General features: G+C 61.8%; 16 protein-coding genes and 3 pseudogenes. 6 read left to right on the plus strand and 13 right to left on the minus strand.

Translation table 11 applies throughout. The annotated features are described in order from the left end of the window. Nucleotides 1-85 precede the first annotated feature (85 nt). Nucleotides 86-1012 (plus strand): peptidoglycan-binding protein, encoded by a 927-nt coding sequence (locus EEB15_RS34125; RefSeq protein WP_233259323.1) that lies wholly within the window; start codon nucleotides 86-88, stop codon nucleotides 1010-1012. Nucleotides 1013-1114: 102 nt separating this feature from the next. Here the strand turns inward: EEB15_RS34125 and EEB15_RS34555 are convergent. Beyond that, nucleotides 1115-1453: pseudogene (locus EEB15_RS34555) on the minus strand (nitrilase-related carbon-nitrogen hydrolase); the annotation flags it as partial. Between EEB15_RS34555 and EEB15_RS33585 the strand changes: the two are divergent. From EEB15_RS33585 to EEB15_RS02800, 3 genes and pseudogenes are all read left to right on the plus strand, one after another. Then, nucleotides 1452-1913: a hypothetical protein gene (locus EEB15_RS33585; protein ID WP_158289973.1), complete on the plus strand. Its 462-nt coding sequence runs from the start codon at nucleotides 1452-1454 to the stop codon at nucleotides 1911-1913. The pseudogene EEB15_RS34555 and the gene EEB15_RS33585 overlap by 2 nt on opposite strands. 6 nt (nucleotides 1914-1919) lie before the next feature. After that, nucleotides 1920-2009, plus strand: a pseudogene (locus EEB15_RS34130) (transcription elongation factor GreAB); the annotation flags it as partial. A gap of 39 nt (nucleotides 2010-2048) precedes the next feature. Next, a pseudogene (locus tag EEB15_RS02800) lies at nucleotides 2049-2165 on the plus strand (dodecin family protein); the annotation flags it as partial. A 157-nt stretch (nucleotides 2166-2322) separates the two neighbouring features. Here the strand turns inward: EEB15_RS02800 and EEB15_RS02805 are convergent. Both EEB15_RS02805 and EEB15_RS02810 read right to left on the minus strand, forming a co-directional pair. Continuing rightward, nucleotides 2323-2811 carry a VOC family protein gene (locus EEB15_RS02805; RefSeq protein ID WP_141507981.1) on the minus strand — a complete coding sequence of 163 codons (489 nt, stop codon included), beginning with the start codon at nucleotides 2809-2811 and terminating at the stop codon, nucleotides 2323-2325. A 27-nt stretch (nucleotides 2812-2838) separates the two neighbouring features. Continuing rightward, entirely contained in the window at nucleotides 2839-3513 is a 675-nt protein-coding gene (locus EEB15_RS02810) for a glutathione S-transferase family protein (protein ID WP_141507982.1), read from the minus strand. Nucleotides 3514-3614: 101 nt separating this feature from the next. On the opposite strand from EEB15_RS02810, the gene EEB15_RS02815 reads away from it, so the two are divergent. Further along, nucleotides 3615-4406, plus strand: coding sequence for a hydroxyacylglutathione hydrolase (locus tag EEB15_RS02815; protein WP_141507983.1), 792 nt, complete (start codon nucleotides 3615-3617; stop codon nucleotides 4404-4406). A gap of 132 nt (nucleotides 4407-4538) precedes the next feature. Here EEB15_RS02815 and EEB15_RS02820 read toward each other — a convergent pair whose 3' ends face one another. After that, nucleotides 4539-5474 (minus strand): carbon-nitrogen hydrolase family protein, encoded by a 936-nt coding sequence (locus tag EEB15_RS02820; RefSeq protein WP_141507984.1) that lies wholly within the window; start codon nucleotides 5472-5474, stop codon nucleotides 4539-4541. Between the two features lie 113 nt (nucleotides 5475-5587). On the opposite strand from EEB15_RS02820, the gene EEB15_RS02825 reads away from it, so the two are divergent. Then, the gene (locus EEB15_RS02825; RefSeq protein WP_141507985.1) at nucleotides 5588-6823 is read left to right on the plus strand and encodes a DnaJ domain-containing protein; all 1236 of its coding nucleotides are present in this window, start codon (nucleotides 5588-5590) and stop codon (nucleotides 6821-6823) included. A 305-nt stretch (nucleotides 6824-7128) separates the two neighbouring features. Here EEB15_RS02825 and EEB15_RS02830 read toward each other — a convergent pair whose 3' ends face one another. The 9 genes from EEB15_RS02830 to EEB15_RS02870 form a co-directional block, all read right to left on the minus strand. Further along, nucleotides 7129-7692 carry a hypothetical protein gene (locus EEB15_RS02830; RefSeq protein ID WP_141507986.1) on the minus strand — a complete coding sequence of 188 codons (564 nt, stop codon included), beginning with the start codon at nucleotides 7690-7692 and terminating at the stop codon, nucleotides 7129-7131. Nucleotides 7693-8199: 507 nt separating this feature from the next. Then, the gene (locus EEB15_RS02835; RefSeq protein WP_141507987.1) at nucleotides 8200-8676 is read right to left on the minus strand and encodes a Mov34/MPN/PAD-1 family protein; all 477 of its coding nucleotides are present in this window, start codon (nucleotides 8674-8676) and stop codon (nucleotides 8200-8202) included. Further along, the gene (locus EEB15_RS02840; RefSeq protein ID WP_141507988.1) at nucleotides 8652-10130 is read right to left on the minus strand and encodes a ThiF family adenylyltransferase; all 1479 of its coding nucleotides are present in this window, start codon (nucleotides 10128-10130) and stop codon (nucleotides 8652-8654) included. The genes EEB15_RS02835 and EEB15_RS02840 overlap by 25 nt, the downstream gene beginning before the upstream one ends. A gap of 263 nt (nucleotides 10131-10393) precedes the next feature. Continuing rightward, a complete protein-coding gene (locus EEB15_RS02845) occupies nucleotides 10394-11650 on the minus strand; it encodes a cyclic GMP-AMP synthase DncV-like nucleotidyltransferase (protein WP_141507989.1) in 1257 nt (418 codons plus the stop codon). A 2-nt stretch (nucleotides 11651-11652) separates the two neighbouring features. Beyond that, the gene (locus EEB15_RS02850; RefSeq protein WP_141507990.1) at nucleotides 11653-12744 is read right to left on the minus strand and encodes a CBASS cGAMP-activated phospholipase; all 1092 of its coding nucleotides are present in this window, start codon (nucleotides 12742-12744) and stop codon (nucleotides 11653-11655) included. A gap of 297 nt (nucleotides 12745-13041) precedes the next feature. Continuing rightward, complete coding sequence (locus EEB15_RS02855) at nucleotides 13042-14010, minus strand: tripartite tricarboxylate transporter substrate binding protein (RefSeq protein WP_141507991.1); 969 nt, start codon at nucleotides 14008-14010, stop codon at nucleotides 13042-13044. A gap of 10 nt (nucleotides 14011-14020) precedes the next feature. Next, nucleotides 14021-15049 carry a uroporphyrinogen decarboxylase family protein gene (locus EEB15_RS02860; protein WP_141507992.1) on the minus strand — a complete coding sequence of 343 codons (1029 nt, stop codon included), beginning with the start codon at nucleotides 15047-15049 and terminating at the stop codon, nucleotides 14021-14023. 105 nt (nucleotides 15050-15154) lie between these two features. Next, nucleotides 15155-15859, minus strand: coding sequence for an ABC transporter ATP-binding protein (locus EEB15_RS02865; RefSeq protein ID WP_141507993.1), 705 nt, complete (start codon nucleotides 15857-15859; stop codon nucleotides 15155-15157). Continuing rightward, nucleotides 15852-16655: ABC transporter ATP-binding protein (locus tag EEB15_RS02870; RefSeq protein ID WP_141507994.1), on the minus strand; the 804-nt coding region annotated here is incomplete at its 5' end. The genes EEB15_RS02870 and EEB15_RS02865, both read right to left, overlap by 8 nt.

Here is a 16655-nt window from a genome sequence, read left to right on the forward strand (position 1 = left end):
CGCGGCCCCAACCGCTTAAGATGCATGTTCCCTTGGTCTGACCAAGACAGAGCTTACGGCACAGTGACTACAACCAGGAGCCGCCTTGAAGGAAACAATCACACTTATCAAGTCCGTCGGCTCGAAGGGTACGAACCGCTTCGCCGATGTACAGGCCATTCAGGCCAGGCTTAACAAGTGGATCGCTTTCGGCAGGCTGCCCGGCTTGGCGCCGCTGGGTGTCGATGGTCAATGCGGCGCCAAGAGCAAACTGGCAATCGGTGCCTTCCAGCTGCGTTATGTACCTGGCGTCAGCCAGCCTGACTGCCGTGTCGATCCGGGCGGCGAGACCTTGCGCTTTCTTTGTATGGACTTCAGCCAGGGCAATGCGCCCGCAGGCGATCCGGTGCAATACAACGATTACCTGAATCAAAAGGTACAGGACGAATCAACACCGTACTGGGAAAAGCGCGGCATGTTCTGGTGTGGCGTTGGTGTCAAGGCGAGCGTGGGCGTGCCCGGCGTCTCGTTAGATGAAAGCGGCGGGGCTGGCCACGACCTGTCGCTGGCGGTGATGTACAACCTGAAGGACCCAAGCAACCGCTTCATGATGAATGCCCACACGCGGCGTGTCGTCAACGTGGGGGCGGGTGCCTCGGGTGGCCCCGTGCTTTGTTTTGCAACGGGCATGTACCACCCAAACGATTTTGACAAGATCCAGAGTGGCGGCCTCGACTTCAACCTTGCGCTGGTCGGCAAATGGACCTCCTTTGCGCGCTGGGCATCGCGCCTCAAGAATCTCGACAAAATCGTGTCGGCGGCCAAGGTCAACAAGTACGCGAACGGGGGCACGGTGTCGGGCGTGGTGAGCGCGATCAAGGGCACGATGGCGGGCTTCGATGTCAAAGAAGACGACCCGATGCCGTCCTTCATCACCATTGACCTGCCGGTGCCGGTCATCAGCGGGGGCCTCGAAGCCTCGCTCTACTACGGCATCACCAGTTACAAGACCTTTGCTCTCCATCTGACGTGATGCCTTCCCGGCCGTGATGCTGACCCCTCCGCCAGCAGCCCGGCGAGCCCCGTAGCAGGCCATCCCGGCGCATCGGCCCCGCGACGATCTTTCCCTGTGGATCGACCACCAGCGAATCCCCGTCGTTGATCCACTCGTTCGGGTCTGAAAAGATCGCATGCTGCTGATCCAGCCATCGCCGGCGTCATAGGTGGGCGCGATGTAGATCTCCACGCCCAGGGCGTAGAGCGCATACCTCGCCAGCGGCATGTAGTTCTCCCAGCAGATCAGCGCACCGACCCGCCCGGCCGGCGTATCCACGGTGCGCAGCCCCGAGGCGTCACCGAAGCCGTGCACCATGCGCTCGGGGTTGGTGGGCATCGCGCACGCTACAAACCAGCCAAGTCCTACAAGCTCGACCCGGCCGTCGCGTTCTGATGGCTCCTTTAGGAGCGTCCACATGCACCGTACCCTCGTCGCCCTCGGCTGCGGCCTCACCTTCGTGGTCGGCAGCGCCTTTGCGCAGCAGCAAGGCCAGAACCCCAAGCCCGCCAACGAAAGTTCGGGGCCCACCGTTACCGAACGTGCCAAGGAGGCGGCCCAGACCATTGGCGAAAAGACCAAGGAGGCCGTGGGCAAGGTGAAAAGCATGGCCCAGGACGCCAACAGGAAGTCGGATGGTGACTCGCGGCAGGGCGCCGACGACAACGGCAAGACTGCAGGGATGCAGAAAAAGGCGGACGCGGACTTCAAGGCGGCCAAGGCCAAGTGCGACTCGATCCAGACCTCTGCGCAAAGGACAGTCTGCGAAAAGCAGGCCGCGGTCACGCACGCGAATGCGGAGCTGCGCATCGCCAAGGCCAATGCTTCGGGCCAGCCATCGAGCAAGACATCGGCCATGGGCGCCGGGAAATCCCAGTAGCGGGAGCGGGCCATGCTGGGCAAATGCGAGGGTGATGAGGTGTCGATACAGGTCGCTCGAATCCGACAGCAATTTGAGGTGCTGCGGGTTCATTAGTCCGTGAACGACTCCTGTGGGTCGGAAGCAGCCATACTGCTCTCAACGGTTCGCAACATGCAATGGTTCGAGATCGTCGAGACACGCGGCCACATACAAGACGGCAAGGTCGCCCACTGGCAAGTGACGATGAAAGTTGGATTCACCCTTGAGTGAGAGCTGAATTTTTGGCTGATCGTTAGTAACGACCGCCGCCGTAGCCGCCATTGCCATAGCCAACGTCCGCTCGGTTGGAGGCCTTGAAATCGTCTGCACCGGAGCGGCCCGTTTCACGCCTCATCACGCCCCACATCCCGACCCCGGCCCACTGAACCTAGACGAGCGTCCGCTTCGCAGCGGTCCAGCGATCGAGTTTTTCCCTCGCGCCGTTGCTGGCGGGGTCCATTGCTTCGTCATGACCCGGCAACTTCGCAGCGAGTTCGATCACATAGCCGTTTGGATCGCGGAAATAGATGGAATGAATGAACTCGTGGTCTGAGATGCCGCGGGTTTCGATGCCCGCCGACTTACCTTTTGCCAGCATGTCGTGCAGCGTTGGCATGTCGACTTCCAGGGCGATGTGCAGATCGAAGTCATGCTGCTGCTTGAATTCAAAAGGCATGTCGGGCGCCTCGAAGAAAGCCAGGTATGAGCCGTCGCCCAGGCGATAGAAGGTGTGCAGCGTGTCGGTCTTGCGGCCGCTCTTTGTTTCGCCGATTTCCAGAGTTCCGGCCAGTGGCAGCTCAAGAAAGTCTTCGTAGAAGCGCCGCGTTTCCTCGGAATCGCGGCAGCGATAGGCATTGTGGTGCAGCCCGTGGATCACGATGCTTCTCCTGGGTTTGCGCGCTTTTTAAAGCGCAACGAAGGACTTGTCCTTGAGCGAGGCGGCGAACCCATCGACGCCTTCATGCACCTTGGGCCAGTGCTCGAGGGCCATCATGTTGCCCATCCAGCGCTGGACGTTCGGGTAGGCCTCGTAGCTGCAGCCGATGAGCGCACCCATGCCGATCATCTCGGCGCCCATGTAGTCGGCCAGCGTGATCTGGTTGCCGCACAAAAACTCTTTGTCGGGGCCGATGAGGCTGTCATTGAGGACTCGCAGCCAAGCCTGGGTCTTTTGCTTGCCCCACTCGAGTGTGCCCGCCTGCACGGCGTCGCTCGGCCGCTTGTGATGCGGAAAGGTCTGCGGATAGACCATGCCGTAGCCGAAATCCTTGTAGATGTTGGAGTTGAACCAGTCCATCATTTCATGGACGCGCGCTCGCTCCTTCAGGTCTTTGGGGTAGGCGGGCGAGCCGACCTTGTCGCCCAGGTACTTGAGGATGGCGGAACATTCGGTCAGCCGGAAATCGCCGTCTTCGAGCACAGGAACAAGGCAGTTGGGATTGATGCTGGCGAATGCCGGCTGGAGATGCTCGCCGGTGAACAGGTCGACCACCTGGTAGTCGAGATCGACGCCCTGATCCATCGCAAACATCTGCACGATGCGGCTGGTGGTCGAGGCGGGGTGATAGTAGAGCTTCATGGATGCTTCTCCTTGAGGCAATAGCCCCAAGGGCGAGCATAGCTCTGTACCGCCGCCCCTACAATGGCCCGCTCCCAGCAGTGAATTTCAAAGGAGCCCCAATGATCGTCGAGCGAATCTGGACAGCCAACTCGTTTCGAAATTTCAACTATCTGGTGGCCTGCCCTGACACCGGGGAGGCCTTGGCCATTGACCCGCTGGACCATGAAAAGACGCTTGCCACCGCCCGGGTGAAGGGCTGGCAGATCACGCAAATCTTGAACACGCATGAGCACCACGACCATATCGGCGGCAACGCGGCCGTGGTCGCCGCCACAGGGGCCAAAGTGATCGCGCATCACAAGGCCGCGAAGCTCATCCCTGGCGTCGACCGCGGCGTGCAGGCCGGTGACATCATCAAGGTGGGCAAGCACGTCGAGCTGGAGTGCATGGACACGCCGGGTCACACCATGTGCCATATCTGCCTGCGCTCCCACACCGACGAGCCGGCCCTGTTCTCGGGCGATACGCTGTTCAACGCGGGTGCCGGCAACGTGCACAACGGTGGCAACGTGGACGAGCTGTTCGCCACGTTCGTCAACCAGTTAAGCAAGTTGCCCGACAACACGCGGATCTATCCCGGGCACGACTACATCGAGAACAACCTGCGCTTCACGCTCGCGCGCGAGTCGGATAACGCAGCGGCGCAGGCGCTGCTGCCGCAGGTGACGGGCCAGGACCCAGCGAAGGCCTTGGTCACCACCCTGGCCGACGAAAAGCGCATCAATACCTTCATGCGCCTCACCAGTCCCGGCGTGCTGGCTCGTTTACGGGACGACTTTCCCGAATTGCCGGAACAGCCCGACGCGAAAACCGTGTTCACCAAACTGCGCGAGCTGCGCAACAAGTGGTGAGGGCTGAGCGCCCGCGGCGGCGCACCCTGAAGTGCCAGAGCGGTGGCGAGTGCAGCGGCCGACCCAACCACACGCGGGTCACCACTCCAAACTAGGGGCCTTTCCTGTCCATCCTCCCGACGATCCGAGCCTTCAGTGGTCACGAAACGCCGCCGCCGCCGCCCGATTCACCCGAAGCTCAAAAACATCCGGCCGCGCGTAGTGCCCCGTCACATCGAGGGCTCGCCGCGCCGGAGCCACGCGCGCGATGTCGATCTCCGCATACAGGATGCCCTGCTCCCGGCGCATCGGCCCGGCGACGATCTTGCCCTGCGGATCGACCACCAGCGAATCCCCGTCGTTGATCCATTCGTTCGGGTCTGAAAAGATCTTGTCGCGGCCCGGCAGCTCGTCGGGCAAGTCGCTTGCGCGCAGGGCCGTGCCGCTGCCGACAACCCAGCATCGACCCTCCAGCGCGATGTGGCGCATGCTGCTGATCCAGCCATCGCCGGCGTCATAGGTGGGCGCGATGTAGATCTCCACGCCCTGGGCGTAGAGCGCATATCTCGCCAGCGGCATGTAGTTCTCCCAGCAGATCAGCGCACCGACACGCCCGGCCGGCGTATCCACGGTGCGCAGCCCCGAGGCGTCACCGAAGCCGTGGACCATGCGCTCGGGGTTGGTGGGCATCAACTTGCGATGCCGGTTGAGCACCTGCCCATCGGGCCCGACGACGACGACGGTGTTGTAGAGCGTGCCGCTGCGATTGCGGCGATCGCACTCGTTCAGCCCGCACACCACCGTCACCGCATGGGCGCGCGCGGACTGGCACAGCGGATCCAGATCGTCACTGCCCAGATCGATGGCGTTGTCGAGAAGCAGGGCGTGCAACTGGCCCACCAGCTTCCCGTCCGTCCCGGGCGCGAGCCGCCAGATCCATGACGGATAGCCCGGCAAATAGGTTTCTGGGAGGACGATGAGTGTGGCGCCCGCTGCGGCTGCTTCCGCGATGGATTGCACGGCTCGTTCGATGCTCGCGCTTCGGTTGAGCAGGACCGGGGGGCGTTGGATGACGGCGACTTTGGGCATGGCTTGCTCCTTGGGATGCGTGGTGGTGGCTAAGCATCCGGGAGCGGGGAGTGGTTGGCTAGTCCAGAATCTGAAGCGCACGCGATCGCGGCGTCGGGTACGGTGACGTAGGCATGTCCGAGTTGGAAGAGGTGATCTGCCGCATTCCCCCAAAAGTGCGCGCGTTTGCGAAGAGCCTGCGGAACAATCCAAAAGAGACATTTAACGCAAACCATGTTGGAGCTGTCGCATATTTTGGTCCGGTGCGAATGGCTAGAGGCGAATGTGCCGCTCTCGAGTCCAAGGGTTTGTGTACAGTGCATGGCTTGGTCCCGAGGAGGATGAGAACAATGGATGAATCAAGGGCAAGAGAGATTTTGGGTGTGCGCTCGGATGCTGCTGTGGAAGAAATCGAGGCAGCTTTTCGGAAGCTTGCTAGCGTTAAGCATCCAGACAAAGGAGGAAGCGCCGAGGAGATGGCCGAGGTAATCGCCGCCCGGGACCGCCTTGGTGAGTTGCAGCGTCAGTTGGTGCCGGTGGAGATGGTGCGTGAACTCGTACGAGTGCTGGCTGACCAGAACGCTAGCGCGAGTACGAAGCAGCACTTGAAGAGTCTTCGCGAAGATTTTCAGCAACGCTCAACGAACCGCCTCAAGGAACGGCGCAAGATGGTGGCCATAGTTGCCGCAGCTGCGGCGGCCGTGACGCTTTTCGGTAAGGACTTGCCGATTGACGATTTTGTGGAGCTGTCGACTGGCGCACAGAAGCAAGAGTTGCAGCAGGCAAAGAAAGCGCTCGACGACGTAAAGTACCCCACACCGATCCCAGCACCTGCACCCCTACCAACAGGCACTGCCAGGCAAGAATCGCCCGAGGAAAAAGCATTTGAAACTGCGAAGAAGTTGGCGGATTCAAAGCGAGACTTGCTTGCACATCGCGTCGAAGTGCTGGAACAAGGCATAGGTAGCGCAACCCGGATGAAGTCCGCATTGCGAGTTGCCGCGGCTGGTCTAGCAATGGGGTTGGGTATGCTTGCTTGGATGTTGTCACAGCGAATTGGCCGCACGGAGAGTGAACTCGAGGACTTTGATGAGCGTACCGAGACACGGGCCGGGTTTGTAGAATTCTTGGGTCGAGTGTTCGCGGACGGCCGCTTCTCTACGGACTGGAGTGAATGGCAATTGGTCCGATCGTTAGATGAAACAAAGGACTTCAGGGTTCGTCAACTCTGCTCCCAGGTCGGATCACACTCTTTCGCACGCTACATTATTCGGCGCGGGGTGAGTCTAGATTTCTTGTCCGCGCAAGAGTCAGTTGATGGCGGTTTTCTAGAAGAGCGCTACACGCTGAAACGAGGTCGCGCAGCGTGAGACGTAGAGCGTAACGCTGGCCCTTGCTCGTTGATCTGCGTCCTCGTGGAGATGAAGGCGGCTTCACGATGGCAGACGAACTTTCGCGTACTCCCTGGGTCTCGCTGACGCATTGGGATCCTCTTCGGCAAGGAAGTCGTTCAGCGCGCTCCGCATCAAATGACCGTTGCCGGCCCTGTCCACTGAACCGGGCATGCCAACTCCAGAGTCCGCTTCGCAAAATTCTATCGATATGTCTATGTTCGTCTCAGGGTTGAGATACCACCTCGACAAAATAGACACAAGTCCGCCTGCACACCACGCCGTCATCCCACCCGAGAGAACTGGAAGCGGCCCGCGGTACTGCGACTGGTGAAGTAGTTCCCGCTTAACTGGCGATCAGAATGAGCGTCAAACGCTAGAGATGCAGCACCCCTGTAGACGTTATCACCGCCTGGATGAGTGTGCTTCTCACGGACCTCATAAATGTAGTGAAGGAGCGGTTTGCCCGTTTCGCCGTCCTTCTTGAGGACAAGGGCAATGGTATTGGACTCTGAGTTCGGCGCATCGACATCAATGCCGAAGCGAAAAAAATCTTGCGTGATTTGGGCGGTGGCTAAGGCCACGCCTGAACTGCTTCCCCGCACCCAGTGAATCTCAGCAACCCAAAGGCCGTTGAGATCCGGATAGATCCAACGGTTGAGTGCAGGCAACTTGAGCCATAGCCACCGCCATCCGACGCTGAGTAACACGAACAACAGAATTTCAACGACGGAGGCACCGCGAAACGCATCGGATGGTGAAAGGAAAGCACTGAACGAGAGCAACAAGAATCCATAACTCGCCGCAACTAGCCCAATTATCTTCGTTGTTGGAAGTAGATTGAACATCAGAGTTGACGCCCTTGCTCGAACACAATAGGTCCGTAATGCTGCGAGAGAACTCCGGTACAAATAATTCCTGCTACGCAAGAGCCGAACGCCGCAGCTAAATATCGTCCACCAAAAGCGAAGTCTTCAGGAAGACTCGTTGAAGTGCGCACAGGAGGTGAGAAGTAGACAGAGGCCGTCACGAGTTCTAGGCGTTCGTTGAGGACGTGGAAGCCGTCATGGAATGGCCCCCCCTCTCGTGCCAGTTCATGCAGTCGTTCGTGAGGTGCTGCGCGAGCGCTTTGACCGGGCTGCGCTTTACGCATCTGTAAGACAGGGATTGGGGTTGACCCATCCCAAACAAGTACTCCCACGCCGGTGAAGTCCCGCCCCGTTTCATTCGCGAGCAGCATGAGTTCTGCGTGTAGACGTTGTGCTACGGATCTTGATTTTGATTTGCTCACAAGCCAAATGATATTCCGTTGAAGCAAAAGCGGCGACATCGGCAGCCTTCGAGTCCGCGGTGGTTCAGGGCAAGACGCGGAATGGTGTGCTCGCCGAAAGATTTCCAAAGGAGTCGAACATTAGCATGGTGCATTCTGGGTCACCGACGACGATGGAGAGGATGGACGATGCATTCGTCCTTGCGATCTTTGCCGCAGACTCAATATCCTTTCGGGACGGGCGGGCCCTGGATTCGGGATGGGTGTGCCATTCGCCGAGATAGCCAATCAACCCCTGAGATTCCTCCCAGCGTCGCATTGCCATATCTATGTGACCCTTGCGCTCGCGCAAGAAGTATAGGAAGGATCGTTGGTCGGTCAATTGGGGCGGCGTGGCTTCGGTGATCTCCCAACGATCCGCCCACTGCAGTCCCAGCAGGATCCCGCAGGCCTCGGGACGATTGCCTGTCTGGCGAAAGTGACGGAACGTCGTCAACACAGACAGATCTAACCGGACTTGCTGACCGCCGATTGCAACTACGAGCGATGGCAACCCGGGCATTTCGAGATCCGATCAGGTGACTTGTTGACACCGGCATGAACCCCTGCCGCGTCGACCGCGCGCGAGACGAAGGAGGGCGAACGGAGATCCGTTCTCGTGCGAAGCAGGTCGATGCCCAGTGCAGCGGCAGCCATCGGGGAGGAGATGGCAAAAGGAGTCATTGTCGCGTAACCATCGCCGGAATGCTGCGTCCACGCGGGATCGCTGTATGCCGGAAAACGCGGCCGGGGCTCGGTGGTGGTCGCGTAGTTCCACAGACAGTCGTAGCACGCGTCGGCCGGCCTGCGTTGAATCAGTCCGCGAACGACGGCGCCCCGCCCCTCGATCCAGAGATGGAGTACGGCTTTGCCTGCATTCAACCATCCGCTGCTACGGCATAGTTTCGATAGGAAGCGCGAGTAGGTCTCGTAGCCTGTGGCATCAACGACAACGTCGTAGCCGTGAAGCAGTTCGGCAGACGGTACAAACTCCTCGGCGATTGGATGAACATCGCACCCAGGCCAGAGTTCACTCAAGTGCCGGCAGACCTCCCGCGCCTTGCTTTTGCCCACGGACGTCAATCCGAGGACGTGACGCCCGATGTTCGCGGTCGTGAGGATCTCACGATCACAGATCGTCAAAGGGCCGGGCGTTCCCGAAGGCGAGGGCAGCCCTGCGCCGAGCTTGAGCAGGCTGCACGCGAGAAATCCGCCGACGGCCCCTGCGCCAATAAGTAGGACGCGCAGGCCACGCAGATCGGGATCGCCATGAGAAAGGTTGCGCTCGACGAGGTATTGATCGTCAATGCGGGACGCGTGAAGCCGAACGATTGAAAGTGGATGATCGTAAACGCTTTCGACGTAAGCCTCGCGCGTCTGCTTGGCAGAGCGAGCGCGCCTGTGCTTGGGCGGGTGATCGGCAAAGTATCCAATCACCTGCCCCTGCGTGACGAAAAAGCAGTACTGGACGGCGCGCTCATAGTGGGTGCGCCGCTGGACAGCGCGATGCCACAAATTGTGGGTGCGCGGGGCCACCGCTCCGAGCCAGTGTTTCACTTCGTGAAGGTTGTTGGGTGGGCCGAGCGCCGTCATCGACAGCCCCAGACCCTCCTGGGGAAACACCATAGCAGCCCAGTTCGGTCGGATCTCTGTCACCGGTATCCCCAGGCGCCGCGCTATGTCTGAGGGATCCCGTCCCACCAGTAGTGTTTGATCGCCCGCCGCATTTTTCCATAGGGCCGTTCGACATTCGAGGACGTTTGCGTCGGCCGGCAGCGTGTCGATATAGGTCGCGGAAAAATCGGAGGGCCACAGGCGCGCAAAGTCGCGTTGACTGTCCTGGACGATGCTCGCCGGATTGGAAATGCGGTTCAGTGTTTCCGTGGCGTCATCGAGAACTCGGAGTGCCGCGGCGCCGAGGTCGTGCGCCAGCAACTGGTACTGCTCAAAGTCGTTGTAGCAAAGGCTTTCGACCACGTACCGGTCGGTCCCCAGCAGATGGGGTCGCCAGCCTTGAAGCCAGGAGGGTCGTTCTGCCAGGTAAATGCTAGGAGCACTGACTAGCGTCAAGTCATTCAGGTGCAAGTAGACGCTGGCGGTGCCTCGGCTAGCATGTAGCTGGCCGTGGTACCAGATGTCGACATCGTTCGCCGCAGGTGGCTTGAACCCCCGAGGCCGCTCGACGGCAACGAAGCCGCGCGACGCGAGAACGGCGTCGAGACCCGGCGGCGCGACTACCACTACGCGCCCGAGGTGCGCTGGACTCGCTTCTGCGGCGAAGGCTGGATAAAGGGGCCGGCCATTGCGCCCGTAGCGAAACCCGCAAGCGGGCTGCGACTCAACTTGATGAGGCGAACATCCTCGGGAATGCGCTGTCCGAACACGGTGCGGACAAGCGAGATCACTTGCGCAAAATTCAAAGTCTCCTCACACGCGGCGCGTTCCAGTGCCGATGCGGCACGGCGCGCTTCGCCCGCAATGGCTGCGCGCTCCTCTGCAGGCCTCGTGTTCAGGTCTTCGGGACAACGGTCCCAATGAACCCAAACTGGTTCCTGAAGACAGCTGCCTAGCCGTGCAAACACCTGTCGCAGGATTCGATCATCGCGCCCGCAGCTGAGAAGGTCGTCCCCTTCCTGTCGAAGGTGGGAGACGATTCGGCTAACCGTTTCCATCAACAGGACGGACGAGGGGCCACCACCGGCCCGCCAGACGTGGTCTCGCCAAGCCTTCACGAAGCGCCAGATGCGCTGAAGAATGCGCGGATGGCCGGAATTCCCCATCGCGTCACGAAAATGCTGGATCGCCTTCTGAACATCGCTCTCATCCCATCTGCCGTCGCGGCTTGCCATGACGATCACTTCGAGCTCGTCCCAAAAGCGCTCACGGTCCAGCTCCATCGAGAGGGCGGCGCTGGCGAAACTTTTCGAGAGCGCTTCGAATGCGAGCTTGCGCGATTCGACCAAGCGCACAAACTGGTCGTCCGGCGCGGCGTACAGGGGCACATCAATATGGGCGGCGACGCCGGTGCGGCGCAGGTCAATGCGGCAGCACTTGTTGTTCTGCTTCTGGCCTTCAGCGTAGTCCCAGCCCTCTTCCCGGCACAGCTTGCGCAGTTCTCGGTCGACGATCTCGAAGTAAAGCTTCGCAAGATCGGATGCCTTGGGCTTGCGCACCGGCGCTTGCTCCGTGGCGGCCATGAATGAGGCGGAGATGTAGACGCCCAAATCTGCATCAACCTGCTGCTCGGGCGGGTGGGCCGGATAATTTTGCGTTCCGTAGACGGCCGAGCCCTGCAGGCGGAAGCGCGGGGTGGAGTACTGTCGATCGACGCCATGTTTCTCGGCAAGGATCTTGAGAAACGGGCGCAGGCGATCCTTGACCTTCTTGGTAGCGTCATCGAGCGTGTCCCGGGTTTGGGCGTCCAAATCCAACCGCCCGATGAAGGCCGATGCTGTGGGGTTCATGAACAGCTCGTGGTAATTAAACGCTTCGGTCACTTTCAGTCCTTTTTGAACGAGGCGCGTACCTGCGCGAGGGTTTGGCCCGAATGGTTGAACAATTCCTGGAAGTCATCGCGGCCGAATGCGGACTGCGCAACGCGGTCGGCCGATTCGCGCAGGATTTCGGAGGATACGGACGAGGCGTCCGCCAGCCCCGGGGCGCTTTCTGGGCGCCCTTCAAGCGACGGTAGGCGGATGACCTTGCCCGGGAGCATGTGCTTGTCGACCATCGTGGCGGACATGGCTTCCTGTGCAGACATCGCCAGCTCAAAGGCTCCGGCGCCCCAGTCGAACAGCCCCCGATTCAGCGGACCGGCAACGTCGGCGAATCGTCGTGCCGAAAGTGTTCCGATGGACAGCACCCGCAAGTCATCAGCGTCAGGCCGTACGTCCCCGTAAAGGGCCGGTCTCAGCCCGAAAAACATCATGGCTTCATGCACCGCAACCTGTGTCGGGTCGTTGGCGACCAAGCCCCCATCCACGATGCGCGAGTCTTCGATCTTGTGTGCTGGAAAGTAAACCGGCGCAGCCGAGGTGCCCATCGCGACGTCCAAAACGGCGTGTCGTCGGTCAAATGTGAGGGTCGGGTGATGATCGGTCTTGAAGAACTTGGGTTCGCCGTAACTGAAATTCACCGCAGGAACAATGACGGGGTGCTCCAGATCCGCCAGTGTGCGCGTGCCGAAATAGTCCGGCTGCGCCAGCATCTGCTTGAGGGGAGTTGGGTCGTACCAAGCCGAGCGCGACGATTGAACATCCGATTGGATCTCTGACCACCTTGCGGCGAGCTCAGAAAATTTTTTGCGCCAGCCCGGCGCCGTCGCCACCGCCTTCAGCGCAGCGAAGGTTGGTGGAGTCTGCGGAAACAGCTTCGGCCCTGCTTCCTCCAGTGCTTGGCGAATGGTCGTTGCGGGAATCCGCAAACCAATGGCGAGCGCGATGATTCCGCCGATCGAGGTCCCTGCCAGAAGGTCGAAGTGGTCCGCGATGTGGACACGAGTCTCCCGTTCAATGATCTCCAAAATCCGAGCGACGTGAAGACCTCTATAGCCACCGCCGCTGAGCGCAAGAATCTGGAATCGTCGCGGCATAAGGATTGAAGTCGTGATTCCCGCTAGATGGAGGCTTCCCGCTGAGTTTCAATAGCGCTTCAAGCCCAATTTCTGAGAGACGATGAGGCAGGTTGTCTCGCGATAGTCACCACTATACTGTATTTTCATCCAGCCAATGCGACTGGAGGGCGGCGTTTGCTGCAGCTATCTGGGCGGCAATAACGGCATCGCCGCCCTCCAGCGCAATTCTTGATACGGCATCCGCGAAAGAATGCAATGTTCCTGCTCACTGGCGCGTGTCATGCAACCCGGGGCACTACGCGTTGCTCGACCGTATCAATCCACCTGCGCCCCCGAACTCTTCACCAGCACCGCCCACTTCTCCACCTCGGTACGGTTGAACCCCGCCAGCTCCTCCGCGCGCAGGGGCCGTTGCTCGATGCCTTGCTCGCGCAACTTTGCGGTGACTTCTGGCGACGCGAGCGCCGCGCTTGCCGCGCGGCGCAGGTTGGCCAACGCGGGCGCGGGCGTGGCCGCAGGCGCGTAAAGCATGAACCACGCAACAAGATCGAAGTCCGCCAGCCCTTGCTCCATCAACGTCGGCACATCCGGCGCGGCGGCGCTGCGCTGCGCGCTGCTCGCACCCAGCGCCCGCAGCTTGCCCGCGCGCACCTGCGGCATCGTGGCGGCCGGGTGATAGAACATCAGCTTGACTTGCTGGCCCATCACGGCCGTCAGCGCCATCGCACCTTCCTTGTAGGGCACGTGCATCATCTTCACGCCCAGCCGCTGCGCGAGCATCTCGCCGGCCAGGTGGCCCGAGGTGCCGTTGCCGGCCGATGCGAAGCTCACGCCTTCGGGCCGCGCGGCCCGCGCCTTCAGGTCGGCGATGGTCTTGACGGGTGAATCCGCGGCGACCACAAGCAGCGTCGGCGTGAAGCCCACCAGCGCGATGGGCGCGAAGTCGCGGATCGGGTCGTAGGGGAGCTTGCGGAACAGCGTCGCATTGATGGCGTGCGTGCCGACGGTGCCCATCACGATGGTGCGACCGTCGGGCGCGGCCTTGGCCACCTGGTCGGAGCCGGTGGAGCCGCCGGCGCCGGCGCGGTTTTCTACGACGACTGTTTGTTGCAGGGCCTTGCTCAATCCTTCGCCGACGACGCGGCTCACGATGTCGGTGGTGGTGCCGGGGCCGAAGGGGACGACCAGGCGGGTGATGCCTTCTTGGGGTTGGGCGAAGGCCGTGGGGGTTAGGGCGGCGAGGGAGGCGGTGGTGAGGAAGAGACGACGGGAGAGGTGGGTCATTGATCGTCCTTCATTGGACGCCGTGCTCGGCGCGCAGCATCCGCGCGGCTTGCACCATGCTCTCCAGCTTGCCTTGCGCCACTTCGCGCGGCAGGTACTTCATGCCGCAATCCGGCGCCAAGATCACCTGCTCGGGCTGCACGTGCTGCAGCGCCTTGCGGATGCGTGCGGCCACCACTTCGGGCGTCTCCACGTTCATGTCCGCCAGGTCCAGGCAGCCGACGAGGATCTGCTTGCCTTCCAGTTGCGTGAGCACGCTGGTGTCCAGGTTCGACTGCGCGGTTTCGATCGACACCTGCCGGCAGCTGCAGCCCGCCAGCTCGGGCAGGAACGAATAGCCGCTCGGCCGCGTGTGGATGACGGCCGCGTAGCCGAAGCAGATGTGCACGCAGGTCGTGCCCTGCACGCCGTCAAGCGCGCGGTTGAGTGCGGCGAGCCCGTACTGCCGCGCCTTCTCGGGCCGCGCCTGCATGTAGGGCTCGTCGATCTGCACCACGTCGGCGCCGGCCGCGAACAGGTCCTTGATCTCCGCGTTCACCGCATCAGCGTAGTCGCCGGCGGCTTCTTCCTCGCTCTTGTAATGGTCGTTCTGCGCCTGCTGCAGCATGGTGAAGGGGCCGGGCACGGTGATCTTCACCATGCGGTCGGTGTGGCGCTTGAGGAAAAGCAGGTCTTCCACCTCCACTGCGTGCTTGCGGCGGATCTTGCCGGTGATGCGCGGCACCGGGTTCGGGTGGCCCGAGCGATCGAGCGCCGTGCCGGGGTTGTCCAGGTCCACGCCTTCCAGCGCGGTGGCGAAGCGGTTCGAATAGCTCTCGCGGCGGATCTCGCCGTCGCTCACGATGTCCAGGCCCGCTTCTTCCTGGAAGCGGATGGCGAGCAGCGTCGCGTCGTCCTGCGCCTGCGCAAGATGCGGCTCCTGCAGGCGCCAGAGTTCGCGCGCGCGCACCCGCGGCGGAAAGCGCCCGGCCAGCTTGGCGCGATCGATCAGCCATTCGGGCTGCGGGTAGCTGCCGACGATGGTGGTGGGGAAGAGCATGTGGGGGACTCCTTCTTGGTGTTGCCGTCATCCCCGCGGAGGCGGGGATCCAAAGCATCCGGATGCTGGGCGCTTTGGATTCCCGCCTTCGCGGGAATGACGAAGTTAGGTGCCGAGGTAGGCCTTCCGGATCTCCGGCTGCTTCATCAATTCATCCGGCGCGCCTTCGGCGACGATGCGTCCCAGCTCCAGCACGCAGGCGCGGTGCGAGATGCGCATCGCCATCGACACGTTCTGTTCGACCAGCACGATGGTGATGCCGCTCGCGCTGATCTTCTTGATCGCATTGAACATGTCGGCCACCACCAGCGGTGAGAGGCCGAGCGACGGTTCGTCCAGCAGCAACAGGCGCGGCCGCGCCATCAGCGCGCGCCCGATCGCCACCATCTGCTGCTGGCCGCCGGAGAGTTCGCCGGCCGGTGAGGGCAGCTTGGCCTTCAGCGCCGGGAACAGCGCCAGAACTTCATCCAGCGTCTCGCGCCGCCGCGCTTTGGCCGCGGGCAGGTAGCTGCCGATGTCGAGGTTCTCCGCCACCGTCATGCCGGTGAACAGGCGCCGGCCTTCCGGCACCAGCGCGATGCCCGCTTCGCAGAACTTGTGCGGCGCCAGGCTCGTGATGTCTTTGCCCTCCATCACGATGCGGCCGGCCATCGGCTTCAGGATGCCGGCCACGGTGTTCACCAGCGTGGTCTTGCCCGCGCCGTTCGGCCCCACCACGCAGAGCAGTTCGCCGGCGCCGACTTTCAGCGAGATGTCCCACACGGCGCGCGCCTGGCCGTAGGCGATGGTGAGCTGCTGCAGGTCAAGCATGCGAAACCCCCAGGTAAGCACTCATCACCGCCGGGCTTTGCATCACTTCGCGCGGCGCGCCTTCGGCCAGCATGGCGCCCTGGTCGAACACGACGATGCGGTCCGTGAGCGCCATCACCGCGTCCATCACATGCTCGACGAAAACGATGGTGGTGCCCTGGTCGCGGATGCGCTTGATCTGCTCCACGGCCGACTGGATCTCTGTGGGCGTGAGGCCGCACAGCACTTCGTCGAGCAGCACGAGCTGCGGCCGCGAGGCCAGTGCGCGCGCAAGCTCCAGGAACTTGCGCTGATGCAGGTTCAGCTCGCTCGGCAGGCTGTGCGCCTTGTCGGCGAGGTGGGTGAACTCCAACCACTGCATCGCCTCGCGCCGGCCGGCTTCCATGGTCGGCATTCCCTGGCCGCCATACATGGCGGCGACGGCGACGTTGTCCAGCACGTTCATCTGCGTGAAGGGGCGAGGGATCTGGTAGGTGCGTGCAATGCCTGCGCGGGCGATCTCGTGGGCTGGGCGGCCGGCGATGTTGCGCCCGCCCAGCCACACCTCGCCGCCATCGGGCAGGTAGTGGCCGCTGACGACGTTGATGAAGGTGGACTTGCCGGAACCGTTGGGGCCGAGCAGGCCGAGGATCTCGCCCTTGCGGACTTCAAGGGTGACGTTCGACAGCGCCTTGAGGCCGCGGAAGGATTTGCTGAGGTTGGTGACGCGGAGGAGGACTTCGGGCTTGCCCCCACCCCAACCCTCCCCCAGAGGGGGAGGGAGTGAATGCCCTTGCTCCTCCCCCCTTTGGGGGGA

This window comes from Ramlibacter sp. WS9, assembly GCF_003797765.1.
Classification (GTDB): domain Bacteria; phylum Pseudomonadota; class Gammaproteobacteria; order Burkholderiales; family Burkholderiaceae_C; genus Ramlibacter.